The following is a 25,683-nucleotide window of genomic DNA, read 5'->3' as shown; positions in this document are numbered from 1 at the left end:
TGAAGAGGGCTAGACCCACCTATTATAGATAAAGCGGAATAGACTTATGGTTTATTCCGCTTTTTTGTAACGAGCTAATATTAGGTCGACGGTTTCTTCTGCCAATTGATGAGACTCAGCTTCGTTCAGAGGTGCTTCAAATCTCAATATTTGTGGCCAAAATGACTGACCTTTTAATAATGCTTTGATTTGTTTGTTGGCCTTGAGCGGTTCCATATTGTCAAAGCGGCCATCATTACACGCAGCCTTTAACCAGCGGATCAGGGCGGTGTCTTGCTCAAAATATTGGCTCATTTCGGTTCGAAAGCTGTCCTGACTAAACAAACCATAATTGATGGCGATACGCACAAGTTCAAAGAATTCTTCTTTTTGGCTTAACTGGACTTCGTTTAGGACCAGCTCCATCAATTGTGATTTGAGATCTGAGTTTGGATTGTATTTGAAGTCATAATCTACCATCGTTTTAGACCAGATATCTCTGATGATATACGACACCAATACTTCTTTACTCTCAAAATGATTGTATACCGTGCGCTTGGAGACGCTCGCCATTTCGGCCACTTTATCCATGCTTGCGTCAACGACCCCAAACTCTTTAAAAGCGCGTCGTGCACCTTCTAAGATGTCCTTTCTTTTGAGTTCGCTACGAGTTAATTTTACTGGCTGAGATACTGTCTGGCTCATAATGTTCTCTTGAATCAAGTTGAGCTATTTTATACTGATTAGTTTACTTTTTAAACTTAACGTATAGACCTAACAGCCTTTAATTTTACAGCAATTTAAAAAGTTACTTTAAGTAAGTGGCAGTACCAAGTGGCAGTACCTAGGAGGTTTGGTCTATTTTAAGAAGTAAGTTATCGAAAATTAAAACAACAGACCTCAAATTAGAGGATTGGCAAAACAAATGAAACCTGCAGAATTAGGGCAAAAATACGACCAAATAGCCAGCTGGTGGCAAAGCTATCACCAAGATTCTGGGTACGGCGTTAAGTATTTGTGCAAAGCGCTGCAGTTTTTGTTGAACCCTGACCGAAATAGCAAACAGCCAAATTCACAGGTTCAAAAATCAGCAACCCAAAATAGTAACAATAGTCTCGCAGCGTTAGATGTCGGTTGTGGTGCCGGAGGTCGTTTTATTAAAGTTCTCGAAGAGCAGGGGTGCTCCGTCACTGGCATTGACGTGTCTCAAACCATGATTGAATTGGCGACGTTCGAGCACAGTCTTGCTAACGATCAAGGCGTATTACACCGGTTTATCCACGCTGATATTTGTGATTGGCAACCGGACCAAAGCTTTGATGTCATTTATGCTTGGGATAGTATTTTTCACTTACCATTGCAGGCGCAAGTTCCTGTTTTGAATAAGCTTTGTCAATGTTTAAAACCCGGCGGTGTAATCTTATACACGTTTGGCAACGACATTGGTGAGCACATGGATACGTGGGAAGTATCTGATGAGCACAGTGATGTATTTTATTACAGCTCGGTTGGCATTAATCAAAATATTGAGACCCTAATGGACAATGGTTTAACTGTCATGCACATGGAGTTGGATCAATATCCCGAAAAGCACGTTATCTTAATTGCACAAAAGCACTAGCCAAAAAAGTTAATAAAAGATCAAAAAAGCCGCTGCATCAATGAGTAATGACAAACGTCATCCTCATCAACTTAGCGGCTCTTCAACTTAAGTGTTTATTGCTGTGTTAAAGCGACTTAACACCCATATTCCAAAGTGTAAAACCATAAATATCAGCGTATTGCTCAATGATTTTGCTCGTTGGTGTACCCGCACCGTGACCCGCGTTGGTCTCGATACGAATTAACGTTGGCGCTGGACCAGACTGTTTGTCTTGTAACTCAGCAGCAAACTTAAACGAGTGCGCAGGAACAACGCGGTCATCGTGGTCACCTGTCGTCACCATAGTTGCAGGGTAACTTACGCCTTCTTTAACATTGTGCACTGGCGAGTAACCATATAGGTAGTTGAACATTTCTTTAGACTGCTCAGATGTACCGTAATCGTAAGCCCAACCAGCACCAGCGGTGAAGGTGTGATAACGCAACATATCTAATACACCTACTGCCGGAAGTGCAACCTGAACTAAGTCTGGGCGTTGTGTCATTACCGCACCAACTAACAGGCCACCATTAGAGCCACCGCGAATCGCCAACTTATTGCTTGATGTGTATTTGTTGTCGATTAAGTACTCTGCTGCCGCAATAAAGTCATCAAAAACGTTTTGTTTTTGTAATTGCGTACCTGCAATGTGCCACGCTTTACCATATTCACCACCACCACGAAGGTTAGGTACTGCATAAACACCACCTTGTTCTAACCAAAGTGCAACTGTTGATGAGAAACGCGGCATCAAACTCACGTTAAAACCACCATATCCGTACAACATGGTTGGGTTGTCACCGTCAAGCTCAAGACCTTTTTTGTAGGTGATGATCATAGGCACTTTCGTACCGTCTTTTGAGGTATAAAAGACTTGTTTTGATTCGAACTTTGATGCATCAAAATCAACTGGAGATTTGCGGTATAGGTTGGATTCACCTGACTCTAAGTTAAATTCGAAGGTACTGCCTGGTGTGCTGTAGTTAGTAAAGCTATAGAACACTTTGGTTGCGTCTTCTTTGCCACTAAACCCACTGGCCGTACCGACAGCTGGTAGCTCTATTGTACGTACTTTTTTGCCGTTTAAGTCATATTGAGTCACTTGTGACGTTGCATCAACCATACGGTTAGCAAAGAAGAAGTCGCCCGCCGTTGATACATTTAATACGTCTTTACCTTCAGCTATCACATCTTGCCAGTTAGCTGGAGACGGGTCTGTTTTAGCAACTTTCACTAGGCGTTTGTTTGGTGCATCTAGGTTTGTTACAAAAAAGAAATGCTCGTCCGTTGACTTAATTAGGTAAGTATCAGAGCTAGTGTCACCTAAAATGGTGCTAAACGAGCTATCTTTATTTGATAAGTCCTTAACAAATAATTTGTTACCTGAAGTCGAAACCGCTGCGCTGACGAATAAGTGTTGTGCATCATCAGTAACAGAAGCAAAAACATAGCGGTGTTTTTCAGCGTCTGTGCCGCCGTAAACTAACTCGTCTTTGGCTTGGTCAGTACCAAGTTTGTGGTAATACACTTTGTGCTGATCTGTTTTGGCACTTAACTCTGAGCCTTTTGGCTTGTCATAACTTGAGTAGAAGAAGCCGTCATTGCCTTTCCAGCTGATACCAGAAAACTTAACATCAACCAGCTTAGCGCCAATTTGCTCTTTGGTTTCGGTATTTAGCACTACGATTTCACGCCAGTCACTGCCGCCATGAGAAAGTTGATAAGCCACTAAGCTACCGTCTTTTGAAAAACTAACACCCGACATAGATGTGGTGCCGTCTTCAGAAAACGTATTTGGGTCCAAGAATACTTCAACGTCACCCGTTGCATTGCCGTCGGTATTTTTTTGGCGGTACAAAACATATTGGTTTTGTAGGCCGTCATTTTTGTAAAAATACGTATAGTCACCTTCAACAAATGGCGCAGTCACTTTTTCATAATCCATCAATGTCGCTAAACGCTTTTCTAAATCTTCGCGATATGGGATTTGGGACAGGTAATCAAAGGTCACCTTGTTTTGAGCTTTTACCCATTGTGCCGTTTCTTCGCTCATGTCATCTTCGAGCCAGCGATAGTTATCGACAACATCAGTGCCAAAATAGCTGTCAACGACTGGTTTTTTGGTCGTCGTTGGGTAGGTCACTTTTGATACCTCTACTGCTGTTGGGTTTGCCGACTGGGTGTTGCTCTCGTTTGTTGAGCCGTTACAACCTGCTAAGGCGATAGTTAGCGCGGTCAATGCGCCAGTGAAAGTCGCTTTTTTCATTATTATTCTCTCTGTTCCTTTGGGCAGTAGCGCATTAACCATGTCGCTACCTGAGGGTGTTGGATATCCAGATACACTGTATCAAGGCTTGAATTCTTGTAAAGAGCCATGCGAGGAATGTCTGGAAAAAACAAATAAATAACTTGCACAATTCGATTACGGGTGTAATCTTAATTTAAAGATTACATGTGTAAACAAAAAGTTTGGAGACAAAAAATGATTGAGCTATCCAAAGCTGAATTTGAAGTCATGCAGGTTATATGGAAAAAACACCCAGCTCGAGCCAACGAAATTATCGAGCAACTCGAAGGCGACAATGATTGGCAAGACAAAACCGTTAAAACTTTTTTGAATCGTCTAGTTAAAAAGGGCGCGTTGAGCTTTGAACGTGACGGCAGGCAGTACATCTATAGCCCAACCATCGAACAACAAAATTACACATTAAAAGAGAGCAAAAGCTTCATTGAGCGGTTTTTTAGTGGTCGCATTGCGCCGTTAGTGAGTGGCTTTGCACAATCAAAAGAGTTATCTCAGCGCGATATTGATGAGCTTAAACAAGTCATCAGTGATTGGGAACAAAGTAACAAGGACAAATGATGGAATTAGGAATATTAAAAGCCGTGTTTGAATTTGTTGTCGAACAGCAAGTTAACTTGAGTATTTTGTTTGTCGTATTAATCGCGCTGGAGCGTTGGGGCCTTGGCTTATTTAAGTCAACTTGGCTGTATGCTTATGCACTGGCGATACCTGTGTGTTTGGGATTTATCAACTTACCCTTACAAATAAAGACATCGTACGGGGAGGCCGTGAGTCGCTACTTGGTCACCCCGACTGAGTACTCATCGTCACTGTTGACCAAGCATAGTGATTGGTTTGCGGTATCGGCGAGTGTGTATTTAGTGGTTGTGGTGGCGTTGTTTTTACTGACATTGCTCATCCACATTAGATATAAAAAGGCGCTGAATTTGGCACCTTATTCACCATCATCACCATCAGAGTTGTCTCTCGGTGATGATTCGAAAGAACAAACAGCTATTTTGTATACCAGCAACCAAATAAGCTCTCCACTGGTGCTTGGCCTGTGGAACTACAAGTTGGTTATTCCAGCAGATCACCAGACTCGATTTAGTACCAAAGCGCTATCACTTATTTTAGAGCACGAGCAGGTACACATTCAGCGCCGAGATAATCTAATAAACATGTTGGCTCTTAGCTTGGTGATTCTGTTTTGGTTCAATCCGCTTTCTTGGTTAGCGTACGCCACATTTCGACGGTTGCAAGAGCTTACCTGTGACGAACGAGTTCTTAAAAACAAAAACCTCAAAGACAAAATTTTATACAGCAAGGCATTACTCGATTGTGTGACCCACACGGAAGTACGAATGATGGCTTATTCACATTACGGAGATAAACACATGATGTTACAACGATTAAACTTAATTAAACAAAATGCCAAAGGTTCAACGTTAGCCAAAAGTACACTGCTGGGCACGTTATTAGCAGTGATTTGCACTGTCGCCATCGCGAAACAGGCAAGTAACGCTGAGCAAGAGTACGCCATGCCTGAAACGCGCGTCGAGCCATTGTACCCAATTGAAGCGGCAAAAGCGGGGGTTAGTGGTCACGTAGTTTTACAATTTGATATTGACCAAAATGGTACGACTAAAAACATTAGGATTGTATCGCAGGAGCCAGAGGCGACATTTGGTAAATCAGCGACCAAAGCTCTGTCTAAATGGAAGTACAAAAGCTCAAAAGCCGGATTTAAAGATGTGTTAGTCAGGTTGGACTTTGCTCTTGAACATCCAAGCGCTTCAAAAGAACCTATCGAACAAATCCATGTAGCGCCTCGAAAAGTAAAGGCCGGAATTGAGGGCGAAGGCTTGATGATGTAAAGAAATTCGAAATGACGCAATGTAAATTTCATTTATTAATTTTTCATCTTGGTCGTTCGGGATTACACTTGCCAACAATATACGTTAATCCCGAATTTGACTTGGAGAAATAAATGACCACATTGAGATTAGGCATCGTAGGCGCAGGAATGATTGCAGGCGTTATTGTTGAGGCAGTAAAACGTGCAGTAGGAGTTGAGGTTGTTGCGGTGGCTAGTCGTCGTCCAGATTCGGCTAAAAAGTTTGCACAAGAGCAGGGTATTCCACACGAATTTGATACTTGGCAAGAGATGCTGAGCTCTGATGAAATAGACGCTGTTTATGTAGCCACACCGACGTCTAGCAAAGAAGAAATCGCCTTGTTTGGCGCTAAACACAAAAAACACCTCTTAGTCGACAAACCATTTGCAAGTATGGCATCAGTACAAGCAATGGTTGATGCGGCCAAAGCTAATGGCGTTGCCTTTATGGACGCGACTCATTTTACTCACAACCCTCGTACACACCAGCTGCGTCAAACTATGACCAGTGAAATTGGTCAGCCACAGGCGCTGCGTAGTTCGTTTTTCTTTCCGTTTATGGACCGCACTAATATCCGTTTTGATACCGAAAAAGAACCGACCGGTGCAGTTGGAGATATGACCTGGTATTCGATGCGTGCCGTTGCAGAGTTTTTACAACCAACTACACCAGTTAAAGTGATGTCAGGCGGCATAATTCGCGATGAAGAAACCAACGCGGTGATCCGTGGTACAGGCGTTGTCATGTTTGAAGATGGCAAGTCATCTACCTTTGATTTTGGCTACAACGCAGGTACGTGTTTGATGGATTTAGACATCTTAGGCCACGATGCGGTATTTAGCCTTAACGACTGGGTTTTGGACTGGAAACAAGGTTTTGCTTTTGACGACCCAGACCATGTCATCGGTTATACCAAGCGCACCGAAATGCAAACGCCTAAACAGCACACATATATTTCAGCCGACTCAGACACACCGCAAGCAGTCGCGATGATGACGCATTTTGCAGAGCTAGCGGCGAACCCAAGCTCAGAGCAAAATACCAAAGCACAAGACTTAGCCATTTTGACTCAATCGCTACTAGATGCGTATTGGGAAGCGGTTAAGTAGAGTTACCTACCTTAACTAAAACTTTTATTGTCACGGACAATCCCAACACAAATCGGACTTCCTTAAAGTGATTAAATTTTAGCTTACAAGTGTACGCTCGAGTTGATACAATGCCGGCCTTACATTTTTTGGAGTATTTGTAGTGCTGACCGTTTTGCGTCTTTTGTTGTTGGGATTGTTTTTTATTTTCTCGACCGCCTTTTTATTAGTCTTTTTGATTGTTCGTCCTTTTAGACGTAACAACGTTCATATTGTTGCGCAAATTTATGGTTCGTTTGCTCGTATTCTTGGCTTAACCGTTGAGATCCGTGGCGAGCAAAACCTGGAAGAAGAACCGGTCGTGTACATAGGTAATCACCAAAATACTTGGGATATCTTTACTGCATCAAATGCGGTTCGTCGCAATACCGTGAGTATTGGTAAAAAGAGTCTAAAGTGGATGCCGTTTTTTGGTCAGGTCTATTGGCTATCAGGCAACATTTTGATCGACCGCGCAAACAAGAGCAAGGCGCACGGTACGATTGGTCAGGCCGCTCAGAAGATTCGTGACAAAAAGTTATCGGTCTGGATTTTTCCAGAGGGCACTCGTTCTCGTGGACGTGGGTTGTTAAAGTTTAAAACCGGGGCATTTTATACTGCGTTTTTGGCGGGCGTACCGATTTCACCAGTTGCGATCAGTAGTACTCACAACCGAATTGACTTGAATCGCTGGGATAATGGCAAGGTCATTATCGAGTATTTACCTGCGATGAAAATCGAAAGTGACGATAAAAAGTACATTCGAGAGCAAGCTGAGCGAGCTCACGCTATAATGTCCGAAAAAATTAACGAACTTGATCGCGAATTAGGCTATATTCCATCCTCAACAGATTCAGAAAAATAGACTTGAATATTAAGGTGTCCGATGGAACCAATCGACTGGCAAGAATTTAGTAACGACATTATCGAGCAGCTATTAGAAGATGGCTCAAACCCAGAAGCCATGTATGGCTTGGAGCATCATTTTGTAGCTGAAGATCCGGAAGTGGCAGACAAAGCTCAGCAAAATGCATTTTTGAAAGGCTGGAATGTGTCGGATCTAGAGCAAGTTGAAACTGAAGACAAAGAAGTTCTTTATTGTTTTGATATCGACACAGAGTGTCCACTGGATGAAGAGATCATTCACGAAGAAGTAGAAGCTATGGTTGCCTTTGCAGAAGAGAACAACCTAGAGTACGACGGCTGGGGCACGCACTTCGAAGACTAATACTCGAAGCTAAAGAATATAAAAAAAGCGCTTGTAGATTTAACTCTCAAGCGCTTTTTTATTTGCTAAATCGTTAACTAATTAACGCTGAATGCTTACCTGGAACATATTAAGAGCTGGGTCTTCTGACCACTTCGAATTGTTTGTTGAGGTAACAATCAAACGTCCGTCAGAGGTTAGTTTTGATTTACCGTGGCTCGTTCCTGAGTACATAGATACTGCCTCCAAAGAGCGCTTCGTCCATTGTAGCTTGCCAGTGTAATCAATATGCGATACGAACAAACGCATATGAGTATCACCTGCTGCGTATTCTTGGTTATCACCTCCAACAAAATACAGGTTACCTACTTGGTCTGTAACGAGTTCAGAACCAAATAAGTAGCCACTTATTGCCAGTTCTGGCTCAGTCGACCACACGATTGCACCTTCTTGAGTGATACGCATTGCTTGGGCTTTAATGGTTTCAGAAGTTGGAAAGTTATCATTACCATTGGCCGCTATTACAAAAATATCATCATTGGCGATATTCATTACGCTGTAAACATAAGTGTCATTGAATGTCTGTGACCACAAAGTTTGGTTATTTAAACTAACGGACATCACGCCATAATTATCCGCAATGATTGCATTTCCGTTACTGTCAATTCGACCTGATTTAGGGAAGGTCCCATATTTTTGTAATAAGGTTGAAGTACCAGTGTCAGTATTTACTTTATGGAACAAAGTTATGTTTCCGCTTCCACCGGTACAGTCTTCGTCACTACAATTGATGCCACCCGATAATGTGAATAATTCACCATTGATGATCTTCATGTCTTTGAGGTAAACGTTACTGACATCACTAACAGCACCACTTTCCGGTAAAATTGAATGAGTAAGTACACCGTCATTGTTAACGATATGGGTGTGACCATCGTTAGCGGCGATGACAAAACCTAAAGTATCAACATATTTAACGACGCTATTGGTACTGCTATGACTTGCACTAAATGGCAAATCAGTCAGTGTTGAGTCAAGAGTCCCGGTCGACAGGTCATAAGATTGATATGAGACTTTATTGTATGGTGTCGCGCCTTTGAGTTGGGTTCTTACAAGAGTTGAAACAATGTTAATTTTGGTGCCAGACACGGCCATAGCCACGTCATGAGATTGACTCAAATAATCAGCAAGTTTAATAGTTTCAACGATTTCTAAACTTGGTGTGGTTTTAATCAAGTATGGATTTTGATACGCGTTAGGTGAAGAGGTTGCAAAGTCACCATCACTTGAGGCGTAGTGATACAAAAAGCCATCGTGCTCAACAAAGGTTTTGGCGTCTAACTGGAAGCCATTGCTGTCTAATGATTGTTCAGTAAGTGTTGCGGTAGAATCAGGAACACTAATGTCTAAGGTAATTGTTGCAGTATCAGTAGCGGCGACTGAGTCAGCAACTTCAACTTGGATTTGGTGCTGGCCCCAACTACCGTTTTTCGGCGCTATCGTCAGCTGGCCATCGTTATTATTTGTTACATCGACATCTTTAATGGTCTCTGATGTAACGCGATAGGTTAAATCAGTGTCTTCGATATCGGTGGCTGCGATTGATACGACCTCTGACGTTTCAATTGCCAGTGCAACTGGAGTGCTAGTTTGATCAAAAACAGGGGCGTCATTGACACTGTCAATGGTGATTAATGTTGTTGCAGCAACACTCTGAAGCTCACTGTCGAGTGCGACAAATGAAAACGAGTCTTCACCGTAATAATGTTCGTTTGGTACATAGGTAAATGAACCATCATCGGCTGTCGTTAAAGTACCATTAGTTGGACGCTCACTAATTGAAAAGGTCAGTGCCGTGTCATCGACATCTTCTCCAACGAGTTGACCTTGATATTCACCGTCTTCATCCATTGTAAAGTTAGTTGCAATTGCCGTTGGAGCGTCGTTAATTGGCGCAACATCAATTGAAACTGTGGCAGAGCTTGATAGCTCTCCTTCGGTTACTCTGAAGGTCAGTGAATCGGTACCAAAGTAGTCCTGATTAGGTGTATAGGTAACATTGTTACCAGATACACTAATTGTGCCGTTTTTGGGTTGGCCAGTAACAGTATAAGATAGTGTTCCGTTGTTGTTAGCTTGGCCAGAGAGGCTAAATGAAACTGCATTGTCTTCGTCAACCGTTACTGATGCTGAAGTGGCAGTTGGTGGAAGTGCCGACTGACTACCGCCACCACATCCGTATAGCGCTAGACAAAGCGCAGATGAGACTATTCCTTTTACAAGTGTACGACTCATTTTTTGTGTCCTTTTTATTATTATTTTTGTGTATAAAAATGAGACATAAGTATCTAAATTTTTGGTTGGTTAGGCAATCACTTTGATACGGTATTTAGGTTATAAATTGTTAAAATGTGTAACCGTTGCTTACCTTATTGAAAGCATTAATTAAATCTTTGTTTTACGGATTTTTTAAAGGTTTTACCTATTTTTATGAGGTTATCATCCGCCATTATAAGGTGGTCTGCATTAAGAGCTTTTACCTTGGTTAAGTTAACGCCAAAGGACTTATGGACTTGAGCGAATAAACCATTGTTGTGCTCGCCAAGAGGCGCACCTAAGGGCGCACTTAACAAATCTATGTGAGGCAGGCTATCGAGTAGTTGCTTGAAAGATGAATTGGCTAGCAGCATTTCATCCTCGAGCCATACTTTGACGTAATTACCGTAGGCTTCAAACCACTGAATATCACGAGTGAGCACTTTTCGTTTGGTACCGGATAAGTTGAGCATCACATAGGACGGAGCTGAGGGCGGGACTGATTGTGAAGGAGATTCAGTATCCGCTGTACTCATAGTCGTAATGGCGAGTTGTTGACTGACTTTGCCAATCGCTTGTTGCAATCTGGCCAGGCTTACTGGTTTAACTAAGTAGTCGGTTACATCTAATTCAAAGGCCGTAGCGGCATGTTCTTGATACGCAGTGACAAATACGATTTGTGGTCTATTAGCGAGTACTTTGACTAAGTCGATGCCGGTTAAGTTAGGCATTTTAATATCAAGAAAGATCAAGTCGACGTCATTTTCGCTTAGCCACTTTAAAGCATCTGTCGCATTGTATCCTTGAAATTTAATGTCTACTGACGCTGCGGATCGTCCGCTTACGCTTTGATCGTGTGCTTTATCCTGACTTTGCTCTTGTTCATGATTGTGACTTTGAATGTGATGAAGCAGCACTTCATGGGCTAACGGCTCATCATCAATGATAATGGCTGAGATTGAGCGATGGGTCGTTAGGCTAGAGGAACTCATAGTATGATCTCCAATTCAGTTCGCCAAACTTCAATAACACGCCCACCTGAAGGTTTACTCAAGTCTTCACTCTCTTCGTTGACTGGCTCACACATAACACGATAGGAGTGTTGATTAGGATAGAGCAGGGCCAAACGTTTTTTTAAGTTGGTTAATCCTACTCCGCCATAATTGACGTTTGGTTGAACCGCACTTGCGTCATAGGAATTACAACACTCGAACCTGAGCGTCACTTCACCTCTATTTTGTTCATTGCTTGTCAATGTTAGAGCAACATCTATTTCTGCTTCTCCTTGTTGTGACTCAGCGCCGTGTTTGAAGGCGTTTTCGAGGATCACAACAAAAAGTAATGGGGCAATTTCAACCTTAGACAAATTACTCTCTTGCAGTGCTGGTTCAGGCCACGTTGTCTTTATTTTGACTCTATTTCCTAATCGAGTAGTTTGTAAGGCGATATAGTCTTGTAGGTACTGTATTTCTTGTTCTAATTTCACTTTTGGTTTTTGGCCTTCGTATACGGTATAACGCAATAAATTGGATAGGTGCATCACAAAGTCGGGCGCCTGCTCAGACTTTTTGAGAGTAAGTGCATACAAACTATTCATAGAGTTAAACAAAAAGTGAGGGTTGATTTGTTGTTGTAAAAGTTGGAGCTCAGCTTGGGTTTTTTGTTCAGCTATTTCGGCCGTTTTTGCAACGTCTCGCTGTCGCTCAAAAGCCAATATAAGTGGGGTAGTTAAAAACAAAAACAGCAACGACACCTTGTAGTTATCCGAGTCAAATACGTCAAAGTTTTCTGACGGGATAAAGGTAAAGTGAGCAGGTGTCATCGGCAAATGAATGACTAGCTGACCGGCGATGGGGGTGTACAAAAGCCAAAAGACAATACTGGCAAGGACAAAATAAAACACACCATAAGCGTTAAGAACCCGCTTTATCAAGACATATCGATTGACGAGATACAAAGTCCCCATCACTACAGAGATAATCGAAAACTGCCAAAAGTAATTTAAAAAAGGCAAAGGGTCAGAAACGATTTGAACAGGATCAAACACCAAATTAATCGGCATGTTGTTCATCGGATCATCGTGATAATGAAATGCACCAGAGATAATGAAAGCCCAGGTGAACAAACATATCACTACCACACTGTTGAGTGAGAATAAGGTTGATAACAAGGAGCGAAGCTTATCCGATTGTGCGGTTGTGGAATTGGTTGAAGTGATTAGTTTTGGCCCTGTACGAGCTGGATTCATAAAATGAACCAAGGCCCAAGTTCCAAGCGCCCCAATAACTAGCCCCATAAAGTGTAGTGATAATAAGTTTACTCGTGCGAACCACTCACTCGAATCTACCGCGACATAAACTAAAAACGGATACGCCACAAAGCCCAGCAGAAATGGCATTGCGATGGACAGCACTGAACGAGATGGCGACTTGGACTCCCGTAACACCCAAGCTAGCGCCACAAACAAGGGTAGTGCTTGAATCGACAGGTGCACAATCAACAAAAAGTAATCAATAAATCCGGGCGTAGAAGAAAGCCAAATATGGTCTATGCCATGGTGCTTAGCAGAGGTGAACCTAACATGAGCTTCAATCAAAATTGCCGTGAACAGTGGCAGTGTGAACAAGTATTGAATGAAGCCACTTGAGTTGGGTGATTTAAAAACTGTTGATAAAGAATTCATCCGGAACCTTTGAAAAAACGTCAGCAAATTCTAGTTTACTGGTTTTGTTTGACGTACGTCCTAACGCCATGACGAAAGTAGCAATTTTTGTGACGTAAGTAAATTTTGACCGTGTTTATGCCGTTCGACACTTAGTCTTAACCTCTTGTCATTTATGTATATTTTAAGTTTTGAGTGATGGCTAATATGAATTTATCAAGACAAGGAGGCGGTGGCCGTGATTCATATATCTAACTTAACCAAAACATATCCCGATGGAACTCAAGCACTTAAAGGCATCAACTTAGACTTACCGACAGGTATGGTCGGGCTTTTGGGGCCAAACGGCGCTGGCAAATCCAGTTTAATGCGTACCATTGTGGGATTGCAGCAAGCGGACAAAGGGCAAATACGGTTAACGCTCCCTGGTAGTGATGCGAATGCAGTTATTGACGTTTTAAAAGATCCACATGCCATTCGACAAACTTTGGGTTACTTACCCCAGTATTTTGGTGTGTACCCCAATATGAGTTGTGTGGCGTTGTTAAAACACATGGCCGTCTTAAAAGGATTGAGCAAGAAGCAGCAAGCAGAACAAATCCCTAAACTTTTGGAGCTGACTAATTTATCCGCATTTGCCAATAAGTCGGTAAATCGTTTTTCGGGTGGTATGAAACAACGTTTTGGCATTGCTCAGGCATTACTAGGTGATCCTAAAGTGGTGATAATGGACGAACCGACCGCCGGATTAGACCCAGAAGAACGCGAACGACTTCATGACATGCTGATCAGTATCAGCAAGGACAAGTTGATTTTACTCTCGACCCATATTGTTGAGGATGTCGAAAACTTATGCCATTACACCGCGCTTTTATTTAACGGCGAGATTAAAGCGGCAGATTCGGTTGCCAATTTAGTTAACACTATGTCCGGTAAAATTTGGACTATGCCAATGTCGGATATTCAGACACCGACTTTGGTCAATCAAAATGACACTGAAGAATGCCAATTCAAAATGTATCAGCTCAATAAGTCATTTCGATTTGGCGAGCCGGTTTTCAGAGTCTTTTCTGATAGCCAACCGCACAAATTAGCCCAACCCATTCAGGCGACGCTACAAGACTTTTATTTTTATACCCGTGCGCAAAGCGAAGAACAAGCTCCTAAAACTCAGGCAGAACTGAGCAAGGATACTTCCGTGCGCATGAATGGAGGTGCACTGAAATGATGGCTCTCGTTCGCAATGAATTGCACTTTCTATTTCGACAGCCTTTGTTTTGGCTGGCGTGTATTTTGGTCCCTGCTGTGGGTTATTTGTTCACAACTGGACTATCGGCTGACGCACCGTCCTTCAGTATTCAAGTGCAGCTCAAATATGTCGCCCTAGTGATGCTGATTTTACCTGTTTATATGGGCGGCTTGTTACCTGCGGTATTGTTGAGAGAGCAAACCTCAAGCATGACCGAATTGATAAGTGCGACTCCCACGACCTTCTTTCGAAGAGAATTAGCTAAGACGTTATCGTTTGTGATCTGTACTTGGTTTTTGTTTGCGTTGACGTTTTTTGCGATTGGCTTGATGGCAGTTGATGTGATAGCGGTTGATGTGATGGCCTCGAGCTCTGACTTGGAATCCAACGTGTTAATTACGAGTTCGGTAAACATGATGGAGTTGTTCATCGATTGGCTTTGTTTTGTCAGCTTGATTTTGTTGCCTACTATCTTGGTTTACGCAGCTTGTGGCTTGTGGATGGCCAAATGGCAAAGCTCTGTGTTCAGCTTTTATGCATTTGCGCTGGTGGTTATGGTTGGTTATTTGGTGCTAGCGAGTTTGACAGGTAGTCCTATTTTGGCCGGTAGCGCTATCGCCAGTGACGCTCTTTATCAGTCGATGATGTGGCTAGACCCGTTTGGATTTACCTCGTTATTTGCTGGATTTACTGGGGTTGGCGAAGATCATCAAACTGTTGGCATTGGTTCTGATGTAAAGTTTGTAATCAATCGATTTGTGGTCTTCAGCGCTGCTTTGGCGTTTATTTGGAAAGCACTAGCTTGGCAGGGGCTTGATTTGAAGGAGCGTCATTTGAAGGTGCTTCATTTGGAGAAGCTTCAAACGGCACCAAAAATTCAATCTCAAGCGAGGGTAGCTCAGTTATTAAATGCTTTAATGAGCCCTTTAAACCGTCGTAAGCAAACAAATCACATTAACTTTGAAGCTGAATCAGGCTCGCCATTGCAGGTGTTGTTTAAGCAAATTTTTTCGTCAGTAGGGCGCCACAAAGTTACCTTACTTATTTTGCTGGCGTGGCCCTTTTTGATCTTCAATGAGGTGTTGTCTGGGCTAGCTTATGTTGAACCGTTTGCAGAAAAGGCGACCGACTCACTGGATGCTGTTAATAGAATAAACAGCGATGTATTACCTGTGATTGGTAGCTTGTTAATGGCTCTGTGGAGTTGGCAAATAACCGGATTATTCATCAGTCATCAAAGCCATGAGTTGATCGCGACGACACCGATTAAAAACAAAACCTTATTGGTGTCGCAAATAGCTGTAATTGTTGCCTTGGTAATGATGCTATCAGGGCTAACTGCACTTGGGTGTTTAGCTGCAGAGCTAGTGGCGGGCAGTCATATTATTGGCTCGGTTTACCTTATCGAATTTAGCCGTGTTGGGCTAAACCTTGTGTTACTCGGCGTTTTGTTTGTCAGTTTGCAGAATATAATACGCAGTAGGATGCTCGGCAGTACCTTGGTGGTTACTTTATTGGTATTTAAGTTTACGCCGATTTCAGGCAGCCTCGGAATGACTCATACCCTGTGGAATATTACCGGTACGCCATTACAACAAAGCGATCATTTTTGGGGAAGTGCTGGTAGTTTTTCTGTGTTTGCTCCTTATATGGCGGTATGGACGTTGGTTGTTGGCTTTTTCGTTGCACTGGCAACAGCACTCAGCCACAGAGGGACGTTTTTTGGCTCTTTTCAGCGGGTTTCGCTCAAACAATTCAACATTAATGGGCTAGCCAAACATTGGCCGGCGTCTCTGTTAGCAGTGTCAAGTCTGTTGGCCATCATTCGACTAGACCAACAACTGGTTACAGAAAAACCACTGACCTATTCACATCACCGAGAAGCTTGGAAAGCTGAGTACGAACACACTTATCGACATTGGTTAAACAGGCCAACGCCAATGGTTGAGCACCTAGATGCTAAGATAAAAATAGAACCCTACTCAGGTTTTGGTCAGTTTGAGTTGCGCTACTTGTTACGCAATAAAGATCAGGAAGACATAAACTCATTTTTAGTCGGTCGGTATGGCAACTTTGAAGCGCCGAGCCTTTATGTAGAGCCGAACGGTAAGGGAGGTGGCAGTGTTCAAAGAGGTCTCGCTGTCCACAGAAGTCTCGCTGTCCACAGAAGTCTTAGTGCTGTCATCGAAGCAGGACAAGTCAGTGGCCAAAGTATTGTCAGGTTGGCACAACCATTAAAGGCAAATCAAACCCTGACCTTAGTGGCTAAATTTACATTACAACAACCCAAGTTGTGGCCTGTTACCTCGCAGTTCTATATCAAACCAGAAATGACCTATTTGCGCGGTGTTCCTTTGTTACCTGTGATTGGATTTCAGCCAGAGTGGATGTTAAGAAATCAACAATTACGCACTCAGTATCAATTACCAGCGATGGCAAATTTAATGCCTTCAGAGCGATTTTCTTCCCGCCCTTATCAACTCGAATGGCAAAGAGAGTTAGCTTACGAGTGGACGACGTACTCAAGTCAAATTGAAGTCCCAACGGGTTACCAAGCCATCGGTCCAGGTAAGCTAACTCATACAGAGTCAACGGGAGGGGAGACCACTTATTTTTTTGACAGTGCTCAGCCGATGCGCCAACTACCAAGCTGGTTTGTAGTCCCAGTGACTGCCACTAATGCAAACCAAATTGAATGGCAAGTCACCAAACAGCAAGTGGGCAATGCAGTAACAGAGGTTTACGTACCTAATACGAAGCACGTAACGGAGCTACAGCAGAAAAATGCCGTCGCCATCAATCAACTTGGCATGGCCGACACGTTGAAGTGGCTGTCTAAGCAGGTAAAGCCATACCCACATAGTCAGCTACGAATGTTTGCGATACCAAATAACGGCCCAACCGGATTTGCGATGCCACAAACTATGTTAATTGGTTACGAAGTTGGTTTTATGGCTCAGCCAACAAAAGAGGCAGGGTTTGATCAACGTTATCGTCGTGCCGTCCACGAAACAGCCCATCAGTGGTTTGGACACGATATTGGCAACGGTATAAGTGAAGATGGCGCATTTTTGGTAGAGTCACTGGCTAAATATGTCGAGTTAGTCATGATTGAACAACGATATGGCAATGAGGCTAAAAATGCCCTAGTGGAATATGAACGTCGCCGCTTTGAAAACCAGCAACGTTTTTATTACGGAAGCGCAAGGGGATTAGTCGATGCAACATCACCACACCAGCAGTATTCGCAAGCAACCTTAGTGTTTGATGTACTGAGAACAGAGTTAGGGGATGACGTTATTGTGGAGGCACTAAAACAGTTGTGGGTAGAACATGGCTACCCTAATGAACCAGCAACGTCGATGGACTTTGTGACTGCTTTAAAGTCCGTCGCAGGAGAGGCTCATCATCGGGTTATTGAGCAGGAGCTCCTTGGAGCTCCGTATGCTAACTAGGCTTGGTTTAAATAGGTCAGTTTAAACCTTAAACTGACCCATAACGTTGGCCAAGCGATGAGCATCAGCGCGCATCTGATTAATCGAATCGGTTGCGCCTTGTGTCTCATTAACGGATTCATCAGCCAATGACTTGAGGTGACCGACATTTTTTGACACTGAGTGCGCGGTTTCGGTTTGTTCGTTACTCGCTTGTGAAATCGATTCTGTTTGCTGCTGAATTTCTTTAATAGCAACGGTGATCTCTTTCAATGTGTCGTCAATGCGTTGAGTTTGGCTGATACTGCGCTCAGCGTATTCACGGCTTTCTTCCATTACGGTTTCGGCCTTACTAGCACTGCTGCGTAGTCCTTCAATGATGTCTTGAATGTTGGCCGTCGACTCTTGAGTACGACTTGCTAGGGTTCTTACCTCATCTGCTACAACGGCAAAGCCTTTACCTTGTTCACCAGCTCTTGCAGCTTCAATTGCCGCGTTGAGAGCAAGTAAGTTGGTTTGTTCAGCGATGGTACGGATCACATTTAAGACTTCACCAACGCCTTCTGAGTCTTGGCGTAAGACGCGAACAACATCTGCAGCGCTTAATACGTTTTTGGATAGAGAGGTAATATCAGTAATAGCGCTGTGAACAACTTTGGCGCCATCTACGACTTTGTTCTCTGCTAACGCCGCGTGGGTCATTGCGTGCGTGGTATTTTGAGCCATTTGTTCACTGGTGTAGGCCAGCTCTTCAGAGGCACTAGCAACCTGGACGATTTCTGATTTTTCTTTGTCGACCAGTTTTATAATTTGCGATGAGGTGTGGTCAACGCGCTCTGAACTTTGGCGAACATTTTCGGTTAGTTCGACTGATTGCTTAACAAGTGCTTGGATTTTGTTAACAAAATGATTGAATTCGATGGCAAGTGCGCCGACTTCATCATTGCGATCAATTTCAATACGCTTGGTTAAATCGCCTTCGCCCTGAGAAATATCGCGCATCGTTGTAACTAGGTGTTTGATAGGTTTTAACACTGGTACAGTAGTAAAATAAACCAAACCACAGATCAGCAACATCACCAAAATAACCAAAGTGACATTTGACCAGATTGCATCTTTTACCGGTTGATTTAGTACTGAGTCAGGCACTGCAAAACCCAAGCGCCAGCTCATTTTGGGATAGTCATTTTCGATTGAAGAATACATGATAGTGTAAGGCTCGTTGTTCCATACAACGTGTGATTTGCCTTCATTGTGAAGCATCAATTCTTTTTGCAAAGTAGCGAAGCCTTCGGTGTCGTTGAATTGACTATCAACCTTGCTCATCAAAGTGCCGGGGGTAAACTTTTTGTTAAAACCCGGAAAATAAACCAGCTTACCTTCATCGGTCACCAAAAAGGCAAATCCTTCATCTTCATATTTGATCTTGCTCAGTAACTCTTGGCCAATCGTCGTAACCAGTATGTCCATTCCTGCCACACCAATTAAACGACGTGCATCATCGTAAATTGGTGTTTTGACGGTTGCTGAGATAGAGCCGTCGTTGGCATCTACAGCAGGATCTGAGACGTATAGGCTGCCTTTCATCTGAGCTTCGTCCCACCAAGGTCGTTTGTTGGTGTAGTAAGTATCACTTTCGTAACGACCATTTAAGTCAAAGTACTCAAAGGTATTACCAGAGCCAAAAAATACGCTCTTTATGGCAGGGTCTTGATCTGAAAAATACTTAAAGTAGCGAACGACGTCCTTATACTCTTGGTCGCTACTTAAATCGCCGCCTCTGTCGTCGTAATTAGAAAACCAATCAAGTACTTGAGGATTGGCAAAAATACTGTGAATAATTTGTCCCTTGGCTTCAAAAAAGCCGCGGATCTCGGTGGCATTTATTTTTACAATATTATTGATGCCGGTTTCGACGCGCTTTTGAGTAGAGTCTTTGACACCAGAAACTTGATAAATTCCGGCGATGATGGATAAAACAAACAGGGGCAAAACCGTCCAGAATACGATTCTGCGCGTGATGGATTGGTTTATAAAGTCCATATACTACAACCTAACTATCATTATTTATTATTATTGGAGTGTTAGTACAACACCTATGCACGACAACCACTGTAAACAAACTAGATGGATAAAAAAAGAGCTATTTGTAATAAAAATGAAAGAAAAGAAAAATGCACTATATTGATGCGATTAATGCACAAAAAAAGGCCGCTAAACGCGGCCGAATGGTCGGAGAAGTTGGTTTATAACCAAGATTCAAATAACTGTTTTAATTCAGAACTTGAGGATGAAGTTGGGACAATTGAGCTGTAATAGGCATCACCGCCAAAAAAGCGATCTTTTTCTAACAAAATACCGACTTGATGGCCCAATTGAACAAAACTTATTTCAACTTCACTTTTAGAGAAGAGGCCACTTGGGCGGCGTAATTCAAACTCTTGATAACAAGGAATTGAACTACTAAATCCGTTGCCATTTAGACGACCTTTCTCAACATCTACTTTGAATAATTGATAACCCATTTCATGTAGAGCATTGAGGGCATTAAGTTGGACAGGGTTAGGTTTAATTGCCAAATAATCCTTGTCAGAGCTGTCCAGACCCATATCAATATCGAGACCGGTTTTTATCCATACCTGTGATTTGCTACCTGCGATATCTGTGACCGGCGTTTCGTCGTGCAGCTTGATAGTTAAATCTTGTTCGATAGTTTGGCCTGCAGCCAGAACCCCATTGTGAAGTCCAAGTTCTTGAGGGTTGATTGCCCACTTGCCTAAAACGATTGTTTCGTTGACCGTCACTTCGCTGTCGCCGACCTCTTTTTCTGACTTGGCTGACGTACAAAGCGCTAGTGATAGACCGTTAATGTCTTGTTCTACCGAATCACCCGCCTTGATTACAACTCTGAGGTCACAATCAGCACCTGGCGTTAAATGTTCGGTTAATACATAGGTATCTACTTTGGCCGAGCCGATGCCTACACTGGCAAGAAGCTTTTTAAACATAAATGAATCCTTTTCGATTGATACCTCCATGTTATAAAGGTGTTATCGCAGGATTCAAGGTGCGGTTCGCAAATTGTTACACTTTGCGGGCTTTTGACACGTTTTTAGTTTGTGGTCTTGTGAGCAGTTTGGTTAGGAGAGTAGATAGAAAGGACGAGGTAACAGCGTCCTTACAGGGACTGACATAGGCTTGCCAGATATTACTTGGGCTAAAATCACTAACCCCAAAAGTCAGTTTTGGGTCAGTTTGGGAGTGGTGGCCTGACACAGATTTTGCGCTGACTAAAGTACCGAATAAGCGGTCCCATACTGCCAAAGCTGAGCCAAAGTTTTTATCGTGATGCTCAATAGCTTGGCTGTGGTGAATTTGATGTTGGGCAGGCGAGATAAACCAATTTTCAACTCTTGTACCCCAGCTTAGCCATACTTGTGAATGACGTAAGTTGGCTGCAAAGAGATTAAAAATAAATACGCCAACATTTGCCCCTGCAATATCGTAAAAGCTTAGCTGGGCACTAAACAAATAGACACCCAAGCCAATCGTTATGCCATTGACGAGCATCAATCGTGTTGCGTATAGCCAGCTCTCAATCGGGTGGGTCCGATATACCGTAATAGGCGTTAATACTTCTGCACTGTGGTGCAGCTTATGTATGGCCCATAATGCCGGGACTTTGTGCATTAGCCAATGCAAAAAGAAACGACTAAAGTCATCGAGAAGAAATAGCACTAACGTAAAGGTGAGCATGACGGTCGAATCGGATACGCCTTTAAATGCACTGGGCCCAAACACAAAATTGAGCCCATTATTTACACTAATTGCAACGGGAGCGACGGCAATTAATAGAGGTGCAATGAGCCATAACTTTATACCAATATTGAGCAACCAAATTTTAACGTCTAGTTTTGATGAGGTGCTCAATAAAACGTCTCGACCGAATGCTCGTCGCCATTGCCATTGACCGGTACGTTTGTATTCCAACCAATAAACAATTGCGACAAACACCAATGTAGCCAAAGAGTAGCCCCAGAACAGTCTTTTGTTTGGATTGGTCAAGTGATTCAAAAACGAGGTTGCAGCTTGCTGCAACCACTCTATATTCCACAATAATCCGAACTCAATTTCACTGAACATTTGGTTTTTCTTTGATTACTCTACAGTTAGGGTTAAAAGTCGTATTTGTAACCGACAAAGACTTGGCGAGGTTTGCTTGGTCTTGCGCCAAATGGACGACGGCTAACTAGTGCTACCTTGTCGGTTAAATTATCGACTTTGGCATAAACACTTCCCCACTGCCCAAGCTCGTAGCTTGCAGAAATATCTACGACTGTATAGGCGTCGGTTGTTTTTCCGGATAAAGCGACATTTTCACCTGCGGCTTCTTGCATCTCGTCGATGTATTTAACCAATAGGTTCACTTGCCAATTAGTACCAGCAAGGCCAAGGTTTACCGTTAACTGTTGCTCAGGTAAGTAAGGAACAGGGTCACCCGCGGTCACGTCACCCCACAGTTCAAAGGTCGATTCGAAGCTATTTTTAAACTCCGAGTCGGTGCGGGTATAGGTAATTGACCAAGGTAAATCAAAGTGGTCTGAAACATATTCACGACGCTGTAAGTTTAGCTCTAGGCCTTTTACGTCAACTTCTCCACCATTGTATTCTTGGTCAACTCGTGCGGTATTGGTACATGAGGCTGACGTCGAAAACGAACAGCTTTCTTTTAAGTTGTCGAAATCATTAAAGAATAAAACGGTTTCAAATTGAGTCTGTTGGTCGTTGTAGCGGTATCCTAACTCGTAATTGACGCTTTGCTCTGGTTCTATTTCTGGTGCTTGTTTAGGGCTAGTTGGAACAAATCCCTCATGAACACCTGCAAATAAACCCATATTGTCATTTAAGGTATAAAACGCCGACGCGCTGTATAAGAACACATCGGTTTGTTTTTCTAACCAATCTTGTTCTGCACCTGCCACTTCGTTTTGATAGCGGCTTTCCGTCAACTCAGCGCGACCGCCTAAGGTTACGTCTAGTGCGCCAAAGGTAAGAGTGTCGGCAAAGTACAAAGACAGAGCGTCGGTTTCTTCGTAATTTACCGTGGTGAATTTTGGCCCTAATTGATCCGGGCTCAGCACACCTGATGTCATTAGATAATTTTGTTCAAAATGATCACGGTCGATACGATCTTGGTGGAATCTAACTCCGACGTTGAGTAAGTTTGGTGTACCGGCAATGGCAGTACTAAATTTTACATCAGATTGAATACCACGAGAGTAGTAAGAGCGATCATTCGTACCAACGACTAATTGTTCATACAACGCCTCAGAGTCTTTCTGACCGGTAATGACTTGGTAAAACTCTTGGTTAATTCCTTCGTCAGGATTAGCTAAAATTTCTTGGAGTGTTCTATCCGTCGCGTTGTTGCCTGTTTGAGCAAAACTATTCACCTTGCGCCAAGCTCGGGTGAACTCGTTGTTATACAAACGCGTCGTTAAACTAAATTTACTCGCGGTCAACTGATGAGTGAACTGAACTTGATCGTGCTCCCAATCCATATTGGCAGCCTGCGTAATCGCATAACGGCGATAAGGGTTAGCGGTGAAATCTGCATCCGTAAGGCCTAAGTAGGTCTCGTTAGAGTCTTCATTAGAGTGACTTACTTTCATTTCGAACGACTGTTCAACAAGATCACCAAATAGGTTTAACGTATTAGCGTAACCCACCTTTAACATGATGTCGTTTTTAACAAAACCAGAATCGTCATCAAACAAACTTTGTTGGGCGTTATCGATGTCTTTGAAGCCATCTGCTTGTTGGCGTAATACTTCACCTACAAAGCCTAAGCGGCCATCTTTGAGCTCTGTGGTACTGCCATAGTGGCCGTGTAACTTGCCGTAACCATTTGAACCAGCGGCAACTTCTATTTGGCCTGTTGCCAATTCTGGAATTGCGCGCGTCGTTAAGTTGAGCGTGCCTGCTACTGTATTAGGTCCGTATTTTATGGCTCCAGGACCTTTTACAACCTCTACGGATGTCATACGTGACATGGAAGGAAAGTAATAAGCGGCTGGTGCAGAATAAGGCGCAGGACCACTTAGTACGCCGTCTTCTAAGATGTTTATTTTTTTACTACGTTCAGGTGTGACACCGCGAAAGCCAATGTTGGGACGTAATCCATAACCGTCTTCTTGACGGATATTAACGCCGGGTACATTCGCTAAAATACGGTGAATGTCATCGTATTCAAATTTTTCTAGGGCGACTTCATCTAACAATGTAACTGAACCCGCTTCCTTGTTTAACTCGTCTTTACGGCTAATGATTTGGATGTGTTCTATGTCTTTTTCGACTTTTGCTGAGGCTGCATTATTTGCCTCTTCAGCATAGGCATTAGATGCCGCCAAACCGAGCGCTGTTAGTACTGCAATAGAAACTATTGATGTTGTTGTGTTTGTCATGATGTTGTTAATTCTGTTTTTCATTAGTCAGCGTCTCCGGCTGATGACGCTGGTAACTGCAATGATAAAAAGGTGATGAACGCTGACTTTAAGTTGTCAGTGACTTTTTTAATGTTTTGGTAAAGCGCTTGAACTTTTGCTGGCTCGTTGACAACGGCTGCCTCAAACTCGCCTTCAAAACTATCAATAGCATCAATCATGGCTTGAATATCGGTTGCCATAGTCACTGCCAGTTCAGAGGCGTCAACGGCCACTAAATAATCGTCAAAACCCACGTCGGTATCTGAGCTGCCACCTTTAAATACACGTTGCATCGCGACGATATTAGCGCGGATGTTTTGTAATGAATGAGCGCTCAGTCGAGATTCGATATCATTAACACAAGTCGCTGTGCCACAGCTATTGTTGATCAAGCCAACCGGAGCACCTAGCTTGGCGTCTTTGGTGATCTTGTCGACGTAGAAGAGGGCATCAGTTACTCGGTTAATCGCTGCATCAACATTGTCAAACTGGCCATTAGTTGCGGCTGTTTTCAATATTTCAGCATAGCTGCTTGCACCACCACTTAACCAAGCATCCGCCAACTCATTGGCTGAGTTCAATAAGTCGTTGGCAACCTCGACTGAATACTCACAACGAGCAATTTGGCGTTCGATATCTGGGCGTTGGTTCCAGTTTTGTGGCGCTTGAGAGTCGTTTGCACAAGCGTGATTTAAATCGGTGTTAAACAGTAAATACTCTTGTGCATCTAGGCCACGGCGGGTTGATGTGCGTTTTGAAATGTCATATTCGCCGCCTGCAACGGTGCCCGCCTCGTTAAAGCCTACATCTTGGTCAACAGCACATTGATTGGTAACCGGCCAAGAGTAAATCTCGTTGCGAAGTTGAGCGTCATTGTTTAAAAGCGGCCCAATTTGCATAACTTCAAGCTGTTGCCAAGCGCTCATACTCACTTGCCAGCTAGTTTTAGCTGTTTGCAGTAAGTCAGCGTCTGACACTTGTTGAGTTTTTAAATCGCTGCAGTACGCGGCAACCGCAGTTGCGTGTTCAGTACTTGCTTGTTGAAAGTCGTTAACGGCAGGGACAAAGACCTGCTCAACTAAGTCGTTTAGAAGTTTGGTCTTATCAAAATCTGATGAGTTACCATTACCTGTATCACCACCTGAGTTATTGTCGCCCTGATCCACATTGCCGCCGTTAAACTGGCTTCCAGCAGCGCTCGTGACTGAGTCACCACAAGCGAGTAAAGAGGTAAGCGTCGCCGCCAAAAACAGGGGCTTAAACAAAGGACGTAATGAAAAAGTCGTCAACGAAACAGCCATAAATAAAGCCTCAAAATAAAAACTAATACAATCGTTATAATTTTCTATAAAAACGCAAAAAGGCTGACATACGTCAGCCTTAAATTTAATTCAACGAAG

Annotated in this window: 18 protein-coding genes; 8 read left to right on the top strand and 10 right to left on the bottom strand. The window is 43.1% G+C overall.

What is annotated here, in order from left to right:
* Positions 1 to 51: 51 nt before the first annotated feature.
* Entirely contained in the window at positions 52 to 684 is a 633-nt protein-coding gene (locus J1N51_RS05790) for a TetR/AcrR family transcriptional regulator (RefSeq protein WP_208832995.1), read from the bottom strand.
* 220 nt (positions 685 to 904) lie between these two features.
* Between J1N51_RS05790 and J1N51_RS05785 the strand changes: the two genes are divergently transcribed.
* On the top strand, positions 905 to 1,600 hold the full coding sequence (locus J1N51_RS05785) for a class I SAM-dependent methyltransferase (protein ID WP_208832994.1): 696 nt from the start codon (positions 905 to 907) through the stop codon (positions 1,598 to 1,600).
* A 106-nt stretch (positions 1,601 to 1,706) separates the two neighbouring features.
* Here the strand turns inward: J1N51_RS05785 and J1N51_RS05780 are convergent, their stop codons facing one another.
* Complete coding sequence (locus tag J1N51_RS05780; protein ID WP_208832993.1) at positions 1,707 to 3,887, bottom strand: prolyl oligopeptidase family serine peptidase; 2,181 nt, start codon at positions 3,885 to 3,887, stop codon at positions 1,707 to 1,709.
* A gap of 216 nt (positions 3,888 to 4,103) precedes the next feature.
* On the opposite strand from J1N51_RS05780, the gene J1N51_RS05775 reads away from it, so the two are divergent.
* The 5 genes from J1N51_RS05775 (at position 4,104) to rraB (ending at position 8,158) form a co-directional block, all read left to right on the top strand.
* On the top strand, positions 4,104 to 4,484 hold the full coding sequence (locus tag J1N51_RS05775) for a BlaI/MecI/CopY family transcriptional regulator (RefSeq protein ID WP_208832992.1): 381 nt from the start codon (positions 4,104 to 4,106) through the stop codon (positions 4,482 to 4,484).
* The gene (locus tag J1N51_RS05770; protein ID WP_208832991.1) at positions 4,484 to 5,782 is read left to right on the top strand and encodes a M56 family metallopeptidase; all 1,299 of its coding nucleotides are present in this window, start codon (positions 4,484 to 4,486) and stop codon (positions 5,780 to 5,782) included. Before J1N51_RS05775 ends, J1N51_RS05770 begins: the two co-directional genes overlap by 1 nt.
* A 113-nt stretch (positions 5,783 to 5,895) precedes the next feature.
* Positions 5,896 to 6,912 (top strand): Gfo/Idh/MocA family protein, encoded by a 1,017-nt coding sequence (locus J1N51_RS05765; RefSeq protein WP_208832990.1) that lies wholly within the window; start codon positions 5,896 to 5,898, stop codon positions 6,910 to 6,912.
* A 142-nt stretch (positions 6,913 to 7,054) separates the two neighbouring features.
* Complete coding sequence (locus J1N51_RS05760) at positions 7,055 to 7,795, top strand: 1-acylglycerol-3-phosphate O-acyltransferase (protein WP_208832989.1); 741 nt, start codon at positions 7,055 to 7,057, stop codon at positions 7,793 to 7,795.
* Between the two features lie 21 nt (positions 7,796 to 7,816).
* The gene (gene rraB / locus J1N51_RS05755; protein WP_208832988.1) at positions 7,817 to 8,158 is read left to right on the top strand and encodes a ribonuclease E inhibitor RraB; all 342 of its coding nucleotides are present in this window, start codon (positions 7,817 to 7,819) and stop codon (positions 8,156 to 8,158) included.
* An 81-nt stretch (positions 8,159 to 8,239) separates the two neighbouring features.
* On the opposite strand, the gene J1N51_RS05750 is transcribed toward rraB, so the two are convergent.
* The 3 genes from J1N51_RS05750 to J1N51_RS05740 all read right to left on the bottom strand — a co-directional run bounded on the left by J1N51_RS05750 (position 8,240) and on the right by J1N51_RS05740 (position 13,136).
* Positions 8,240 to 10,432: a tandem-95 repeat protein gene (locus tag J1N51_RS05750; RefSeq protein ID WP_208832987.1), complete on the bottom strand. Its 2,193-nt coding sequence runs from the start codon at positions 10,430 to 10,432 to the stop codon at positions 8,240 to 8,242.
* 146 nt (positions 10,433 to 10,578) lie between these two features.
* Positions 10,579 to 11,445, bottom strand: a complete 867-nt coding sequence (locus J1N51_RS05745) for a LytR/AlgR family response regulator transcription factor (protein ID WP_208832986.1) — start codon at positions 11,443 to 11,445, stop codon at positions 10,579 to 10,581.
* On the bottom strand, positions 11,442 to 13,136 hold the full coding sequence (locus J1N51_RS05740; protein ID WP_208832985.1) for a sensor histidine kinase: 1,695 nt from the start codon (positions 13,134 to 13,136) through the stop codon (positions 11,442 to 11,444). The genes J1N51_RS05745 and J1N51_RS05740 overlap by 4 nt, the downstream gene beginning before the upstream one ends.
* Positions 13,137 to 13,353: 217 nt before the next feature.
* Between J1N51_RS05740 and J1N51_RS05735 the strand changes: the two genes are divergently transcribed.
* Both J1N51_RS05735 and J1N51_RS05730 read left to right on the top strand, forming a co-directional pair.
* Positions 13,354 to 14,343 carry an ABC transporter ATP-binding protein gene (locus tag J1N51_RS05735; protein ID WP_208832984.1) on the top strand — a complete coding sequence of 330 codons (990 nt, stop codon included), beginning with the start codon at positions 13,354 to 13,356 and terminating at the stop codon, positions 14,341 to 14,343.
* The gene (locus J1N51_RS05730; RefSeq protein WP_208832983.1) at positions 14,340 to 17,819 is read left to right on the top strand and encodes a M1 family aminopeptidase; all 3,480 of its coding nucleotides are present in this window, start codon (positions 14,340 to 14,342) and stop codon (positions 17,817 to 17,819) included. Before J1N51_RS05735 ends, J1N51_RS05730 begins: the two co-directional genes overlap by 4 nt.
* A 21-nt stretch (positions 17,820 to 17,840) precedes the next feature.
* Here the strand turns inward: J1N51_RS05730 and J1N51_RS05725 are convergent, their stop codons facing one another.
* The 5 genes from J1N51_RS05725 to J1N51_RS05705 form a co-directional block, all read right to left on the bottom strand.
* On the bottom strand, positions 17,841 to 19,841 hold the full coding sequence (locus J1N51_RS05725; protein ID WP_208832982.1) for a methyl-accepting chemotaxis protein: 2,001 nt from the start codon (positions 19,839 to 19,841) through the stop codon (positions 17,841 to 17,843).
* 203 nt (positions 19,842 to 20,044) lie between these two features.
* A complete protein-coding gene (locus tag J1N51_RS05720) occupies positions 20,045 to 20,806 on the bottom strand; it encodes a sporulation protein (protein WP_208832981.1) in 762 nt (253 codons plus the stop codon).
* 76 nt (positions 20,807 to 20,882) lie between these two features.
* Positions 20,883 to 21,941 carry a sterol desaturase family protein gene (locus tag J1N51_RS05715; RefSeq protein ID WP_208832980.1) on the bottom strand — a complete coding sequence of 353 codons (1,059 nt, stop codon included), beginning with the start codon at positions 21,939 to 21,941 and terminating at the stop codon, positions 20,883 to 20,885.
* 32 nt (positions 21,942 to 21,973) lie between these two features.
* Positions 21,974 to 24,286 carry a TonB-dependent receptor family protein gene (locus J1N51_RS05710; RefSeq protein WP_232842867.1) on the bottom strand — a complete coding sequence of 771 codons (2,313 nt, stop codon included), beginning with the start codon at positions 24,284 to 24,286 and terminating at the stop codon, positions 21,974 to 21,976.
* The gene (locus J1N51_RS05705; RefSeq protein WP_208832979.1) at positions 24,286 to 25,584 is read right to left on the bottom strand and encodes an imelysin family protein; all 1,299 of its coding nucleotides are present in this window, start codon (positions 25,582 to 25,584) and stop codon (positions 24,286 to 24,288) included. The genes J1N51_RS05710 and J1N51_RS05705 overlap by 1 nt, the downstream gene beginning before the upstream one ends.
* Between the last annotated feature and the right edge of the window lie 99 nt (positions 25,585 to 25,683).

The sequence above is a fragment of the Psychrosphaera ytuae genome (assembly GCF_017638545.1).
Lineage (GTDB): Bacteria > Pseudomonadota > Gammaproteobacteria > Enterobacterales > Alteromonadaceae > Psychrosphaera > Psychrosphaera ytuae.
The sequence above is the reverse complement of the archived record's forward strand: the minus strand, read 5'-3'. Positions and strand labels throughout refer to the sequence as shown.